The following is a 14927-nucleotide window of genomic DNA, read 5'->3' as shown; positions in this document are numbered from 1 at the left end:
TCCCAGTGGATAGCGAACCAACCCGTCCGAATCCTGACAGCTTGCTCGCGGTGGCAAACGAGAAACCACGCGGCAAATTAAAGGTCTTTTTCGGCGCTTGTGCTGGCGTGGGGAAAACCTATGCCATGTTGCAAGAAGCACAACGCCTGCGGGCGTTAGGGCTGGATGTGCTGGTTGGCGTAGTGGAAACCCATGGTCGTAGTGAAACTGCCGCCTTGTTGGAAGGCCTTGCCCAGCTCCCTTTAAAGCGCATTGCCCACCGCAATCGGCAGGTCCGCGAGTTTGATCTGGATGCTGCACTGGCTCGCCACCCGGCACTGATACTGATGGATGAGTTGGCACACAGTAACGCCAGCGGTTCCCGTCATCCTAAACGCTGGCAAGATGTGGAAGAGCTACTGGATGCGGGCATTGATGTACTGACTACGGTGAATGTTCAGCATCTAGAAAGTTTGAATGATGTTGTCGGCGGTGTTACCGGTATTCGGGTGCGAGAAACCGTGCCTGATCATATGTTCGATGAGGCCACAGAAGTGGTTCTGGTCGATTTGCCACCTGACGATCTGCGTCGACGCCTGAGTGAAGGCAAGGTGTATATTTCCGGTCAGGCTGAGCGCGCTATCGAGCATTTCTTCCGCAAAGGTAATCTGATTGCCCTGCGGGAGTTGGCGTTACGCCGCACTGCCGATCGAGTTGACGATCAGATGCGCGCCTTTCGAGATACTCAGGGTCGTGAACGGGTTTGGCATACACGCGATGCCATTTTACTGTGTATCGGCCACAATATTGGTAATGAAAAACTGGTGCGCACCGCCGCACGATTAGCCGCGCGTTTGGGCTGTATCTGGCATGCGGTCTATGTAGAAACTCCGCGACTTCATGCCTTGCCGGAAGCCAAACGCCGGGCAATATTGCGTTCACTCAAGCTGGCGCAAGAATTGGGCGCCGAAACCGCCACCCTTTCCGACACGGCTGAAGAACGCGCTATTTTACGCTACGCACGTGAGCAAAATCTGGGCAAAATCATTATTGGTCGCCGCAGTGAAAAACGATGGAAACTGCGCGACAGCTTTGCTGACCGTTTAGGTAAATTGGGACCCGATCTGGATTTGGTGATTGTATCGTTGGAAACGGATACGCCGCCCACGACCACTAAAGAAACTGACACCCGTAGCTTTAACGAAAAATGGCGCATGCAATTGCGCGGATGTGCCGCAGCCATCGGACTTTGCGCTGTCATCACCATTTTATCCCAATGGCTCATTCCCGGTTTTGATCAGGCCAACCTGGTGATGGTGTATTTATTAGGTGTGGTGATTATTGCCTTATTTTACGGGCGCTGGCCGTCTGTGGTAGCGGCGGTACTCAACGTCGCCAGCTTCGACCTGTTTTTTGTTCAACCCCATTGGTCATTGGCAGTCACCGATGTGCAATATCTGGTCACTTTTGCAGTCATGCTGATTGTTGGGATCGTTGTGGGGAATCTAACCGCAGGCGTGCGCTATCAGGCGCGCATCGCGCGTTATCGAGAACAGCGAGCCAGACATTTATACGAAATGTCTCGTGGACTAAGTCGTGCTCTGACCTGCATTGATATTGCCAAGACCAGCCGCCATTTTCTTTCCAGCAGCTTTCAGGCTAAAACCGGCCTGCTATTACCACAGGAAGACGGAAGTTTACGGCAGATTGGCACTGAAGACGGTCATACTTTTTCAGTAGATGAAGCTATCGCCCGTTGGAGTTTTGACCATGGCGCTCCAGCGGGTGCGGGCACAGATACCCTACCTGGCGTACCTTATCAGCTCCTTCCTCTTACCACCTCCAAGCGGACTTTTGGTGTACTGGCTATCGAGCCGGCTAACTTGCGTCAGTTAATGGTGCCGGAACAACAACGACTTTTGCAGACTTTTACCAGCCTGATCGCCAATGCGTTGGAGCGACTGCATCTGGCGCGCACCGCCGAAGTCGCCAAGCTGGATGCCGAACGGGAACAATTGCGCAACTCGTTGCTGGCTGCGTTATCCCACGATTTGCGCACCCCGCTGACGGTGTTGTTTGGTCAGGCAGAAATCCTGACATTAGATCTGGCGGCGGAAGGCTCTCGTCACGGCGCGCAAGCCAACCAGATTCGCCAGCAAGTATTAAGTACCACCCGCTTGGTGAATAATTTGCTGGATATGGCACGCATTCAATCCGGCGGATTTAACTTGCGTAAAGAATGGCAATCGCTGGAAGAGATCGTCGGTAGCGCCCTGCATATGCTGGAAACGACTTTGAGTTCTCATACCATTGAACTGGATTTACCTAGCGAAATGGTACTGATTAACTGTGACGGCAGTTTGCTGGAGCGAGTCTTCATTAACTTGCTGGAAAATGCTCATAAATATGCCGGGCAAGCTGCCACACTGGGTATTCGTGCCAAAGCGCTGGGGGAATGGCTGGATGTAGAAGTCTGGGATAATGGCCCCGGTATTACCAGCGGGCAGGAGCAACTGATTTTTGATAAATTCTCCCGTGGCAATAAAGAATCCGCAATTCCGGGCGTGGGCTTGGGATTAGCCATTTGCCGTGCCATTATTGATGTACACGGAGGCAGAATCTGGGCAGAAAAAGGCCAGAACGGCGGTGCCGTTTTCCATTTTGTTCTGCCATTGGAAACCCCACCTGATATGGGTAACGATAATCCTGAGGAAATGTGACTATCTCTCCAGCTACCATTTTGATTGTTGAAGATGAAAAAGAAATCCGCCGCTTTGTTCGCACTGCTTTGGAGAGTGAGGGCTGGCGCGTATTTGAAAGCGAAACACTACAACGAGGATTGATCGAGGCGGGTACGCGCAAACCGGACTTAATCATTTTGGATCTGGGTTTACCCGATGGCGACGGCCTGACTTACATTCGGGATTTACGTCAATGGAGTGCTATTCCGATCATCGTCCTTTCCGCCCGTAATAGTGAAGAAGATAAAGTTGCCGCGCTGGATGCCGGAGCCGATGATTACCTGAGCAAACCCTTTGGTATCAGTGAACTGTTAGCCCGAGTCCGGGTTGCGCTACGCCGCCACGGTGCCGCTGGCCAGGAAAATCCTATTGTCAGTTTTTCCGATGTGAGCGTAGATTTGATTAATCGTCAGGTTAAGCGAGCGGGTGAAGAACTGCACTTAACGCCGATCGAATTTCGCCTGCTCACCGCCCTATTGGCCAATGCGGGAAAAGTGATCACTCAGCGGCAACTACTGAATCAGGTTTGGGGGCCGAACTATGTCGAACATAATCATTACCTGCGGATTTATATGGGCCATTTGCGGCAGAAACTGGAAGACGATCCCACCAGACCCAAGCATTTACTGACCGAAACGGGCGTAGGCTACCGCTTTATTCCAGATACCCTACCGCGTTAAGTACCAAGCTCCGCACCCTTCTCTGCCTGATGCCATCGCCTGAGTAACAGAGTCGGTAGAGTAGCCTAATGAAACAATCGGTTACGGTAGGCAAAAAAAGGTTATTGGCGTAGCATCGGGTTTTCTATTGCTAATGGGTCTTATTCATCATGAGTACCTGGTTAATTTATGCTTTGCTGTCGGCACTGACGGCTTCCCTCGTCGCTATTTTTGGCAAAATCGGTTTACAGCACTTGGATGCCAACACCGCTACCGCCGTTCGTGCTGTGGTTATGGCGCTGTTTTTAATCGCTGTCGTGGTCGTTCAGGGGAAGTTTAATCTGGTGGGAGCGGTACTTGCCGATAAAAAAGCACTGTTATTTATCATCTTGAGTGGCGTGGCGGGAGCACTTTCCTGGCTATTTTATTTTATGGCAATAAAAAGTGGCACGGTTTCTCAGGTTGCCCCCATTGATAAGCTCAGCGTGGTATTTGCGGTAATATTGGCCGTTATTCTGTTCGGCGAGAAAATTTCGCTGATCGCTGGTGTCGGTGTGACCCTGATTAGTGTGGGTGCTTTGCTGGTCGCATTAGGATAGCCGAATAAAAAAGGCAGCCCCGCCATAGGACTGCCTGTTATTCACACCTTTTCAGCAGAGTTTTTCCGGCTTATTTCGCCCCGGCCAGCACTTCGCTGACAATATCTACCGCTTCTTTTTCAATCTTCTCGCGGTGTTCTGCCCCAAGGAAACTTTCGCAATAGATTTTATACGCATCTTCAGTACCGGACGGACGAGCGGCAAACCAGCCGTTATCGGTCATGACTTTCAAACCGCCAATTGAAGCACCGTTACCCGGAGCAGCAGTTAATCGCGCAGTGATCACGTCCCCCGCCAAGGTATTGGCGGTAACCATTTCTGGCGAGAGTTTGGACAAGGCATTTTTTTCAGCCTGAGTCGCCGGTGCTTGAATACGGTTATAGCTAGGTGCGCCAAAACGTTTAGCCAGTTCGTTATAATGCTGCTGCGGATTTTGCCCCGTCACAGCCGTAATTTCTGCCGCCAGCAGGCACATAATGATGCCATCTTTATCCGTTGACCACGGCGTTCCATCGAAACGCAGGAAAGAAGCGCCAGCACTTTCTTCACCGCCGAAACCTAAACTGCCGTTATGTAGGCCGTCAACAAACCATTTGAAGCCAACCGGTACTTCTACCAACTTGCGCCCCAAATCGGCGACCACGCGGTCAATCATGGCGCTGGAAACCAGCGTTTTGCCTACCGCCACATCAGCCCCCCAACCGGGACGATGCTGGAACAGATAGTTAATGGCAACCGCCAAATAATGATTCGGATTCATTAACCCTGCGGGGGTAACAATGCCGTGGCGATCGTAATCTGGGTCGTTGGCAAAGGCCAACTCAAATTTATCTTTCAGCGCCAGCAAACCGCCCATCGCGCACTCAGAGGAGCAATCCATCCGGATGACACCATCGTGATCCAGATGCATAAAGCGGAAGGTCTGATCAATAGCGTCATTGACCAGCGTCAGATCCAATTTGTAGTGCTCAGCGATACGCTGCCAGTAGGCAATGCCGGAACCCCCAAGCGGATCCACACCCAATTTCATGCCCGCGCGTTGAATGGCGGGCATATTGACAACGTCGACCAAACCTTCAACATACGGCTGAATCAAGTCCTGCTCACGCAAATGATTACCGCGCCAGGCTTTATCCAGCGATTGACGTTTCACACCAGAAAGTTTTTCTGCCAGTAATTGGTTTGCGCGTTTTTCAATCACAGACGTCAGATTGGTATCTGCCGGGCCGCCATTGGGTGGATTGTACTTAATCCCACCGTCTTCCGGCGGATTATGGGAAGGCGTGATGACAATGCCATCGGCCAGTGTTTTATTCTGCCGATTATGCATCAGGATCGCGTGGGAAATCGCGGGCGTCGGAGTAAAACCATTATCTGACTGAACCACCACATCAACGCCATTCGCCGTTAAGACTTCCAGTACGGAAATAATCGCTGGCTCGGACAGTGCGTGGGTATCTTTACCCACATAGCAAGGACCAGTAATGCCATGTTGATGACGCACTTCGGCGATCGCTTGGGCAATAGCCAAAATATGGTCTTCATTGAAGCTGTGGCGCAACGCGCTACCACGGTGGCCGGATGTACCGAATTTAACCCCATGAGCCGGGTTTTCAGCATCAGGATGCAACACGTAATACTGTGATGTCAGTTGAGCAACATTAATCAAGTCACTTTGCCGGGTAGGCTGCCCAGCGCGAGGATGATAAGCCACTGTCACTACTCCTATAAGCTAAAAAGCATCTTCAACAGGCTCCAGCCCAATGAAGGAGGCCTATTACCCGCCAGATATCGAGTCGTCGCGCAGTTGGCCGCCACTCGATATCTTTCGGGTATAGATATCAGTTAGATAGTCCCGCACACTTTTTCGGTCAAATCCGGTGGGAACTGCATTGCCAGCATGATGTGTTGCACCATACTGCGCTTGCGTTCGGTATTGGTATTGGTGATAACCCAATATGGCGTACCTGGAACGTGCTTAGGCTTAGTATGGGTGCCATTTTGCAGTAACGTCTGTTGATCGCCGGCAAAATAAGTCCGGGTACGTCCATGCAGAGATTCCGTCGCTACAGCAAATCCAGCGGCATCCAGGGTATAAAGGGTCGAAAGTACCAGCATAAAACGGTTAACCGCCTTATTCTGTTCCGCATATTCATCGGAAAGCAGCAGTTCACGCAACGCCCGAACGCGATCACGAGGCCCAGGAACGACAACTGCCGGAGTCTTGGCGGTGTCATTACCAGCCGAAACTGTACGTACCGGTTGGCCAGCGGTAAATTTCAACATACGGCGTAAAATATCGGAGGCACTCTCGCCGATATGTTGCGTATGGCTGGCAATATAACGATAAAGCTCTTCGTCGACTTCAATAGTTTTCATCTTTATCCAGTACTGTTTTTCTACTTTCTGTATTCATATCAAGGATTATAAAGTTAAAGCGGGCTAACGAATAGCGCCATGACAGTTCTGGCCGAGAAAAACCGCGTCCATCACCAAATAACCTTAGCTTTAATCATCCGCGTCATTCCGGAGCAGCACACCATCATTCAGTCATGATACCCTAACCGCAATATCTCTCAGTATGAACTTCGCCATGAAATTGAACTTTCGCTTACAAAGCGCACATTCTTCTACTGATAAACTACCAGTAGTACTGATCCACGGCCTGTTTGGCAACCTTGATAACCTCGGTGTTCTTGCGCGCGACCTGCAACAGACGCACACCGTGCTGCAAATCGATTTGCGCGGCCACGGTTTATCGCCCCGCTCTCCGCAAATCAATTACCCGATAATGGCGCAGGATGTATTGGAATTACTCGACCAATTAGAGATACAGAAAGCCATTATTATTGGTCATTCCATGGGCGGGAAAGTCGCCATGGCGCTCACCGCTATTGCGCCAGACCGTATCGAACGACTGGTCGCGATCGATATTGCACCGATTGATTATCAAACTCGTCGTCACGATAAAATTTTCGCCGCCCTCGCTGCCGTCACCGATGCTGGCGTGACTCAGCGCCAGGACGCCGCGAGAATTATGCGCGAAATAATAAAGGAAGAAGGTGTCATTCAATTCCTGCTGAAATCATTCCAGGGTGGTGAATGGCGTTTTGACGTAGCGACGCTGAGGGATCAATACGAGAATATTGTCGGTTGGCAACCTATTCCTGCCTGGCCACATCCGATTCTGTTTATTCGCGCTGAATTATCCCCGTATATTCAGGATAGCTATCGGGCTGAAATCGCTCGCCAGTTCCCGCAGGCGCGCGCCCATGTTATTTCCGGCTGCGGTCATTGGGTTCACGCGGAAAAACCCGAGGCGGTGTTACGTGCGATTTATCGTTTTATCGACACCCAATAAAAACCGAGGCAACGGGATTGTTTAAAAATTGAACCCTGGGGAAAAGAAATGTATTTCCTGTGGAAAAATTGTGCAAAAAAGAACGAATTAGCCCAATCTAATTGCAGTTAGCCATTGTCGTCGCTTCACCGGCTAGGGTATTATGGCGCGCTATAATTTTGCCACCGCGTTCAGCCGTAATATTCAGGCCGCACCGAGGACAAATGCAAATTCAGGTTAGCGGTTGTAACCTGAAACGTGTTAACCGAATCATCTGGAAAGGCTCAACGCTTTCTGATGTCAATCCCTTGTAGTACCGCTACCTATGGCAAAAGAACAAACGGATCGCACGACGCTGGATCTGTTCGCAGATGAACGCCGTCCGGGGCGACCGAAAACAAACCCATTATCCCGTGATGAACAGCTTAGAATTAATAAGCGAAATCAACTACGGCGCGATAAAGTACGTGGCTTACGGCGCGTGGAACTGAAGATTAATGCAGATGCGGTAGATGCTCTCAATAGCCTTGCAGAGCAGCGCAACATCAGCCGTAGCGAACTGATTGAGCAAATGTTGCTTGCCCAGTTGGCTAAAGATCAGGAAGGGCTTTAATGCCATCGGTTACCATGCTGGAGTGGCGTAGTCCATTACGCCACTCCATATTTACTCTCTTTAAATCAGCTCTAATTAAAAGGTTTCCCAATTCGCGTTATTGTCTGTGCGTGGGGCCATCGGCGCTTTCACTGGGGTTACCTTGGTTTTAGCCGCCGGTGTGACCTTGTCATCTTTCAACTTAAATACCGCAACAGCATGATTCAACTTCGCAGCCTGATCTTCCAAAGATGCAGCCGCTCGTGAGGCTTCCTGCACCAATGCAGCATTCTGCTGCGTCACGCTATCCATTTCGGCCACGGCTTGGCCAACCTGACTGATACCTTTGCTTTGTTCATCAGATGCGGAAGCAATCTCGCCTATCAGATCGGTCACATTGGTAATAGAACGAACAATTTCATTCATCGTACTACCCGCACTTTCCACCTGAGCAGAACCGCTGATCACGCGACTGACCGATTCGTTGATTAGGCCATCAATTTCTTTGGCTGCCTGTGCGCTGCGCTGCGCCAAACTGCGGACTTCGCTGGCAACCACGGCAAAACCTCGGCCCTGTTCACCGGCTCTCGCGGCTTCCACTGCAGCGTTCAAAGCCAAAATGTTGGTCTGGAAAGCAATACTGTTAATGACGGTTGTAATTTCAGCAATCTTCTTCGAGCTGGCTGAAATATCGGCCATCGTGTGAACCACATCAGCTACCAGTTCGCCACCTTTTTTCGCCGTTGACGATGCTGTCGCAGCCAATTGGCTGGCGTGGTGTGCGTTATCCGCATTGTGTTTTACCGTAGCCGTTAACTGCTCCATGCTGGCCGCCGTTTCTTCTAGCGCTGCCGCCTGTTGCTCGGTACGAGAAGATAAATCGGTATTCCCCGCCGCAATTTCCGCCGCACCATGATAAATACTGTCGGTGCTATCGCGGATGGTTTTCACCGTATTAGCCAAGCTGGTTTGTACCTCGCGCAATAACGGGAACAGTTGACCGATACAATTACGTCCAAAATCAACGATAGGATGCCCTAACTGGCCAGATGCAATCACTTTGAAATGATCGCGCATCTGGTGAAGAGGTCGCACCAGGTTCGCTACCAGGAAACGATCCGTCGCCAATAAAATCAGCAAACCCGCGATCAAAGCAGAAATCAGCGTAATGCTGCTCACTTTGGTCAAATGGGCAAATTGCACCTTCACTACACCAATTTGTTCCGATGCCGCTTTGTCAAAACTCTCTGCCGATGCGCCAAACTGGCGACTCAAGGCAGGAACCGTCTGTTTGGACAGCAGCTGGTAAGCGCTATTATCGTTAACCACAGCGGCCTGATAAAGAGGATCAACCCCTTGAATAACCAACCCATTCCAGCTTGAGATCACCTCGTTAACCAATACCGGATTAAGCTGTGCATGATCGATGGCTTTAAACTGAGCCAAGCTATTTTTCAGGTTCTCTAACGCCTTATTGGACGATTTCAACTCGCGATCGGCCTCGGCTATGTTACCCGCCAGACGATGGTCTACCGAACGTCCTAAGCGGGTGACGGTGCGAAAATACTGGTCACTCCCCTGATTGACCAGATTGATATTCTCCACCAGAACGCTGTTAGCATTCGAAGCGTCTGTCAGTTCATGCAGCGAGAACAATGTGTAAGCAGAAACCCCACCCCAGAGCAGGCTAAATGCCCCAAAAACCCAAAGTAACGCCGCTCTGATGGTAATATTCTTTAAAAACTGCATGTTCGTTCCTTTTCTATTTATTGTCGGATTGTTACCACTATTGCCCTCACGGGACTTGATGACCGAAAAGTGCTTTAGGACGTTCCATACAGCTAACGATTTATCCTTCCTCATCAAAGATAGATTTGATGAGGCCCTCGTGGCACCGCAAATAGAAACCCTCTGGTTTCTATCACGGTTATCGGCAGTTGCTCCCCAAGGTTGAGCGACAGATGAAAAATTTATATCGCATGAACTCGATATCAACGATCGGGGATTTTCTGACATGATGACAAACGATGGGAAAAGAGATCCTGGGGACTTAATATCTTATTTTTGTTAGGTATTTAGTCACCGTAGCCGTACTTGATGATTCGTTTTGGTGACAACAGCTTAATAATCAGTCAGTTAATTTGATGAGAGAAGTCAGGACTCAGCAAGAAAACCCATTTCCACAAGCGCGATTAAAAATGTGCTATATTGTGGATTAGTAGGCTAGGAAATTAACATAACCAATTGAATTTAGAAGGTATAAAAGCTATATGGCAACTGTAGGCATTTTCTTTGGCAGCGATACAGGCAATACCGAAAACATTGCCAAGATGATCCAAAAGCAACTGGGTAAAGATGTTGCAGAGGTTCATGACATTGCCAAAAGCAGCAAAGAAGATTTAGAGAAATTCGATATTTTGCTGATCGGTATCCCAACTTGGTATTACGGTGAAGCACAGTGTGACTGGGATGACTTTTTCCCGACACTGGAAGAGATCGATTTTAATGGCAAACTGGTTGCGCTATTCGGCTGCGGCGATCAGGAAGACTATGCAGAGTATTTCTGCGATGCCATGGGGACAGTACGTGACATCATCGAACCTCGTGGTGCTGCCATTGTGGGTCACTGGCCTACCGCCGGTTACCATTTTGAAGCATCCAAAGGTCTGGCTGATGACGATCACTTTATCGGCTTGGCCATTGATGAAGATCGCCAGCCTGAGCTAACCAACGAACGCGTTACCGCCTGGGTGAAGCAAATCAGCGAAGAGCTGAGCCTGTCGGATATCATTGGTTAATCTGGCCGACATGCCCTGAGTCCGGTTTCAAACTCAGGGCATGAATTTTTTCTGTAACTATATAATTATTCGATTAAAAACCATAAACACCAGAAGATAATAAGGTGTTAAATAAATTAGGCAGTTTTAAATTTGTAACTTTTACCGCCAACACTGTACACTGGGGTCATCTGTTCTCCCCGTTCATCAATACGCTGCATGATTAATCTTGCAAAGTGTGCAATTATATCTTGGTTAATAACCTATGGTTTTCATTTTGAGCTACCGGTTCTATAATGAGACGCAATTATATTTTTTGTGCCTACCGATGTCACAGGCTGAACAGCCTCAATTTGAATAACAAAGTAACAGGACTGAATCCGCATGACTGACAACAATAGAGCATTAAAGAACGCTGGCCTCAAGGTAACGCTTCCGCGCCTGAAGATTTTGGAAGTGCTGCAAAAACCAGATTGCCATCACGTCAGTGCGGAAGATCTTTATAAAAAACTGATCGATATGGGCGAAGAGATTGGCTTGGCTACGGTTTACCGTGTACTCAACCAGTTTGACGATGCCGGTATCGTGACCCGCCATAATTTTGAAGGCGGCAAATCGGTCTTTGAACTGACGCAGCAGCATCACCATGATCACTTGATTTGCCTAGATTGCGGCAAAGTGATTGAGTTCAGTGATGAATCCATTGAAGTTCGCCAACGCGAGATTTCAACCCAGCATGGCATCAAGCTGACAAACCACAGCCTATATTTATATGGTCACTGTGAAGGCGGCGATTGCCGTGTCGATGAAACGTTTCATGACAAAAAATAAAATCTGATTAATCAGGTTTTAACATAGGCCACCTTTTTCTATGCCGCATAATAAGCATAGAATTTGAGTGGTCTTTTTATTTTCCATGATTTTATTTTTCTCCGCTACACCAAGATTTTATTTATTCTTAAATTAAACACATAAATATTAATGCATTCACCCTATAAATACATTGTGTCCGAATAAATTTTTATCGCTAAAAATAGACCGCCTAGCTTGCCAAATAACCGGCAAAAAAAACCCCGGGAGCACCGGGGAAATGACTCTCTACTCAACTTATAACAGAAAATAACCAGACACAGATTTACAACACTGGATATGGCCCCAGTTCCCAGGGCCAGTACATCGACTCAGACTCATGATTACAATGTAGAACTCACCACTTCAGCACGGCTGGCACGTTTACCATCAGGGCTGGTAGAGCGGATCATCACTTCACCGCTGACTTTCGGCTGCACTTTCATATCATATTTCTGCCATTGCTTGCCGCCATCAACCGAATACTCAATGGCCAGCCCCGGCAAGCTCACGTTGGCTTCCAGTAATCCTCCCTGAATCCGTGCGCCTGGAACCGGCAAGCGATAAGCGATACCGGCCTTATCCAATTTAGCCAATTCACGCTGCCCCATAATATTGGCGAAACGTTGCCAATCAGAGCTTAATGCTTTGATATCAACAAACTGGGTTTCTCCACCTTTATATTCACGGCCAGCCTGATAATCCTGTTCCCAAGATGCGCGATGCCATGCACGTTCCGCCAGCGGCAATGCTCGAGGGAAGACCATATATTCCAACTGTTCATCAGTACGTACGGTTTCATTCCAAGATTGGCCTGAAATGCCAGTGACTCCCGGCCAAGGTTTGTCACTCTTGGCGCTGAAATGATTGCCATCGCGATCGACGGAAGTTTCAGCATTCTGCGGCATATTGTTCGGTGCAAAGCTGAAAACTTTGGCCTCATCATTAAAGCGGGTCGCCCAGTAGTAGCCACGTTCGAGTGGATTCACTTCATACGGCATATCGAAGTACACGTAATCCGGATTGGATGCGATCACTTCATAGCCTTTGTTGGCCCAATCGTTAATGCTGTCCGCACCGCCCCAATACAGCGTATCCCAGAAGTTCACACCCACACGCTTAGTAGCAAAATCCTGCGCGCCTTTGGCATCTTTCAAGCCATCCTGCCAAGCCTGCATTTTCTCAATACCATGGGCATTGACCAGTTTACTGACCTCAATAGCGAAGTAGCTGGACAAGTGCGCAACGTCCTGGACTTTGCCTTGTTTGACCATATCCTGGCAAACCTGAGATTTCGCCCAAGGCTTATCTTCGATGCTCTGATCAATAATGCCTTTTCCTGGCTCTATCTTGCCATTTTTATCCTGATAACCGGCACCCAGACGGATGTTTTTCGCTTCATCCCCACCGAAATGCCAAGTTTGTAGCGGCATTCCGGCCTCTTTATGCATCTGAGCCATTTCGCCAATCACTTTATCAACAAAGCGTTTTGAGGAATCCAGACATGGGTTCAGGTAACTCTTACGATCGTAGAACTGTACTGATGTCGTGTTGGAATCATCAGTCGGATCAAGCAGACGGAATTCTTTCGCCTCCGCTTCTTTCCCTTCTTTCATCAGATTGTTATAACGGGCTTCCATTGAAACCACCGCAGCACGCGCATGAGCCGGTATATCAATTTCAGGAATAACTTCGATCTGACGCGCTTTCGCATATTTCAGAATATCGATGTAATCGCTACGGCTAAAGTGGCCGGAGCCGAGATTATTGCTATCTGGGCCTGAACCCAATTGCGGCAACAAACAGGTCGTTTCTGTCAGGTCGTGACAACGTTTACTGCCGACATCGGTCAACTCCGGCAAGCCAGGAATTTCGATACGCCAGCCTTCATCATCACTGAGATGGAAGTGGAATTTATTCAGCTTATAGGCTGACATTTGGTCTAGTAGGCGTAATACCGCCTGTTTGGTTTTAAAGTTACGCCCAACATCGAGGAACAATGCACGGTATTCAAAACGCGGTGCATCCTTGGCATCCAGCATGGCAATTTTCTTACTGCCATCTGTTGGAACCAGTGACAGGATGGATTGCAAGCCATAGAATACGCCGGCTGGATCGAAACCAATAACCTGCGCACCTTTCTCACCAATCTTCAGTTCATAGGCACCAGAAACCGCCAAATCACCTTTAAAGGCCGAAGGCTTAATTTGAGTACTGATCGGGAAGCCCGTAGCTTTTGCATTCACGCCCAGCATGTCAAAACGCTGTTGCACGGCATCTGCTGCAGGTTTTGGCAACGCACTCAGTTCCAGCGCAACACCGTTACTCAGGTCAACATCGCCTTGATGTACTTTGACGTTCATCGGCGTTGGCACGATCTGCCCACGCAGGCTTTTTGCTGGCAACGTTTTCAGGCTCTCGTTCTTGACGAATCGCGATTCTGGCGTCATCAGAACGTTATTATCGTCCTTGGTGCGCTTCCACTGGTCGCCAGTAAAACGGGTTAGGAACTGATCGATATTCTCGGTATCAGTACTGGATAAAACCTTGGGTTTTGCATCGCCAGAAGTGGCGTACCAGCGTGGCATAAAATCGGTTTCAAATAACTGCCAATATTCGCCGGTAATCGGAATTTCAACGGCTTTATTCGCAGGGAAGCCACTAAACTTGTCGGTCGGCTCAATTTTGTGCAAGTCGCCAGTCACATGAGTAATTTTGAATTGGTCATTACCCACCGCCAACACCTGACGCACATTATGGAAATACAGAGCCCAATCTTTACCTTGGATTTTATCCCCGGTGTTGGTCAGAGTAATCAGTGTCTTATTGCATGATGCCCAGTCGGCACCCAATGCAGCACAATCCGTCCCCTTTTCTGCGGCGCGGTTATCCTGCATTTTGAAATTAACTTTTAACTGGCTCAGTTGATCAACAACCAGCTGATCGGCAGGACTGGCGTGAACCGCACTCATAAAACCAAAAGTTGCAGTCAGCGCAGCTAACGCATGTAATTTGAATTTGTTCATCACTAACCTCATTCATCCTTAGTTGTTGTTGCGTATTTCCTGCCAAAGTTTTCCACATTGAGAAGCATAAACCTGACCGTTTCCGGTATGAGCCGCATCAATGCAACGCTGGTAATCCAACACGCGAACATTTTCTTTCTCAGCAAAGGCCTGATGGGCTTTTTCCTGTTTCAATACCTTTAGCACCGCTTTACAAGGAACCAATCTTTCCGGTGAACCTTCAGTTGCCTGAATACAGGCGCTGTAAGCTTGTTTAAGTTTCAAATCTTCCGGCTGTGCTGGCGGTTGCTGAACACAGGCGCTCAACCCCAAAACAACGGCGACCACACCAATCAATTTTCTCATGATTTATATCCCGTAAGGTG

The 14927-nt window shown here is 48.9% G+C and carries 12 protein-coding genes; 7 read left to right on the top strand and 5 right to left on the bottom strand.

What is annotated here, in order from left to right:
• Positions 1-5: 5 nt before the first annotated feature.
• The 3 genes from kdpD (at position 6) to DJ39_RS08315 (ending at position 3978) form a co-directional block, all read left to right on the top strand.
• The gene (gene kdpD / locus DJ39_RS08325) at positions 6-2699 is read left to right on the top strand and encodes a two-component system sensor histidine kinase KdpD (RefSeq protein WP_004721878.1); all 2694 of its coding nucleotides are present in this window, start codon (positions 6-8) and stop codon (positions 2697-2699) included.
• Positions 2696-3400 carry a two-component system response regulator KdpE gene (kdpE, locus tag DJ39_RS08320; RefSeq protein ID WP_038245914.1) on the top strand — a complete coding sequence of 235 codons (705 nt, stop codon included), beginning with the start codon at positions 2696-2698 and terminating at the stop codon, positions 3398-3400. The genes kdpD and kdpE overlap by 4 nt, the downstream gene beginning before the upstream one ends.
• A gap of 149 nt (positions 3401-3549) precedes the next feature.
• Positions 3550-3978, top strand: a complete 429-nt coding sequence (locus tag DJ39_RS08315) for an EamA family transporter (RefSeq protein WP_004721874.1) — start codon at positions 3550-3552, stop codon at positions 3976-3978.
• Positions 3979-4048: 70 nt separating this feature from the next.
• Here the strand turns inward: DJ39_RS08315 and pgm are convergent, their stop codons facing one another.
• Complete coding sequence (gene pgm, locus DJ39_RS08310; protein ID WP_004721872.1) at positions 4049-5692, bottom strand: phosphoglucomutase (alpha-D-glucose-1,6-bisphosphate-dependent); 1644 nt, start codon at positions 5690-5692, stop codon at positions 4049-4051.
• A 131-nt stretch (positions 5693-5823) separates the two neighbouring features.
• Complete coding sequence (gene seqA, locus DJ39_RS08305) at positions 5824-6357, bottom strand: replication initiation negative regulator SeqA (protein ID WP_004721870.1); 534 nt, start codon at positions 6355-6357, stop codon at positions 5824-5826.
• Positions 6358-6571: 214 nt separating this feature from the next.
• Between seqA and ybfF the strand changes: the two genes are divergently transcribed.
• A complete protein-coding gene (gene ybfF / locus DJ39_RS08300) occupies positions 6572-7339 on the top strand; it encodes an esterase (RefSeq protein WP_038245915.1) in 768 nt (255 codons plus the stop codon).
• Between the two features lie 304 nt (positions 7340-7643).
• Positions 7644-7931, top strand: coding sequence for a LexA regulated protein (gene ybfE / locus DJ39_RS08295; protein WP_004721866.1), 288 nt, complete (start codon positions 7644-7646; stop codon positions 7929-7931).
• Between the two features lie 75 nt (positions 7932-8006).
• Here the strand turns inward: ybfE and DJ39_RS08290 are convergent, their stop codons facing one another.
• Positions 8007-9659, bottom strand: a complete 1653-nt coding sequence (locus DJ39_RS08290; protein WP_004721864.1) for a methyl-accepting chemotaxis protein — start codon at positions 9657-9659, stop codon at positions 8007-8009.
• A gap of 521 nt (positions 9660-10180) precedes the next feature.
• Here DJ39_RS08290 and fldA point away from each other — a divergent pair.
• Together fldA and fur are read left to right on the top strand one after the other, a co-directional pair.
• Positions 10181-10708, top strand: coding sequence for a flavodoxin FldA (fldA, locus tag DJ39_RS08285; protein WP_004721863.1), 528 nt, complete (start codon positions 10181-10183; stop codon positions 10706-10708).
• A gap of 363 nt (positions 10709-11071) precedes the next feature.
• Positions 11072-11518 (top strand): ferric iron uptake transcriptional regulator, encoded by a 447-nt coding sequence (fur, locus tag DJ39_RS08280; RefSeq protein ID WP_004721860.1) that lies wholly within the window; start codon positions 11072-11074, stop codon positions 11516-11518.
• 362 nt (positions 11519-11880) lie between these two features.
• Here the strand turns inward: fur and DJ39_RS08275 are convergent, their stop codons facing one another.
• Positions 11881-14562, bottom strand: a complete 2682-nt coding sequence (locus tag DJ39_RS08275; RefSeq protein ID WP_004721859.1) for a beta-N-acetylhexosaminidase — start codon at positions 14560-14562, stop codon at positions 11881-11883.
• Positions 14563-14580: 18 nt separating this feature from the next.
• Positions 14581-14907: a ChiQ/YbfN family lipoprotein gene (gene chiQ / locus DJ39_RS08270; RefSeq protein ID WP_004721857.1), complete on the bottom strand. Its 327-nt coding sequence runs from the start codon at positions 14905-14907 to the stop codon at positions 14581-14583.
• Positions 14908-14927 lie beyond the last annotated feature (20 nt).

Source organism: Yersinia ruckeri ATCC 29473, from assembly GCF_000754815.1.
Lineage (GTDB): Bacteria > Pseudomonadota > Gammaproteobacteria > Enterobacterales > Enterobacteriaceae > Yersinia > Yersinia ruckeri.
Note: the sequence above shows the minus strand (reverse complement) of the source record. Positions and strands in the feature narration are given on the sequence as shown.

Bases quoted from the DNA above. Each gene is read 5' to 3' on its own strand.
- DJ39_RS08315 (WP_004721874.1), top strand. From the start codon at position 3,550: ATGAGTACCTGGTTAATTTATGCTTTGCTGTCGGCACTGACGGCTTCC.
- seqA (WP_004721870.1), bottom strand. From the start codon at position 6,357: ATGAAAACTATTGAAGTCGACGAAGAGCTTTATCGTTATATTGCCAGC.
- ybfF (WP_038245915.1), top strand. From the start codon at position 6,572: ATGAAATTGAACTTTCGCTTACAAAGCGCACATTCTTCTACTGATAAA.
- ybfE (WP_004721866.1), top strand. From the start codon at position 7,644: ATGGCAAAAGAACAAACGGATCGCACGACGCTGGATCTGTTCGCAGAT.
- DJ39_RS08290 (WP_004721864.1), bottom strand. From the start codon at position 9,659: ATGCAGTTTTTAAAGAATATTACCATCAGAGCGGCGTTACTTTGGGTT.
- fldA (WP_004721863.1), top strand. From the start codon at position 10,181: ATGGCAACTGTAGGCATTTTCTTTGGCAGCGATACAGGCAATACCGAA.
- fur (WP_004721860.1), top strand. From the start codon at position 11,072: ATGACTGACAACAATAGAGCATTAAAGAACGCTGGCCTCAAGGTAACG.
- DJ39_RS08275 (WP_004721859.1), bottom strand. From the start codon at position 14,562: ATGAACAAATTCAAATTACATGCGTTAGCTGCGCTGACTGCAACTTTT.
- chiQ (WP_004721857.1), bottom strand. From the start codon at position 14,907: ATGAGAAAATTGATTGGTGTGGTCGCCGTTGTTTTGGGGTTGAGCGCC.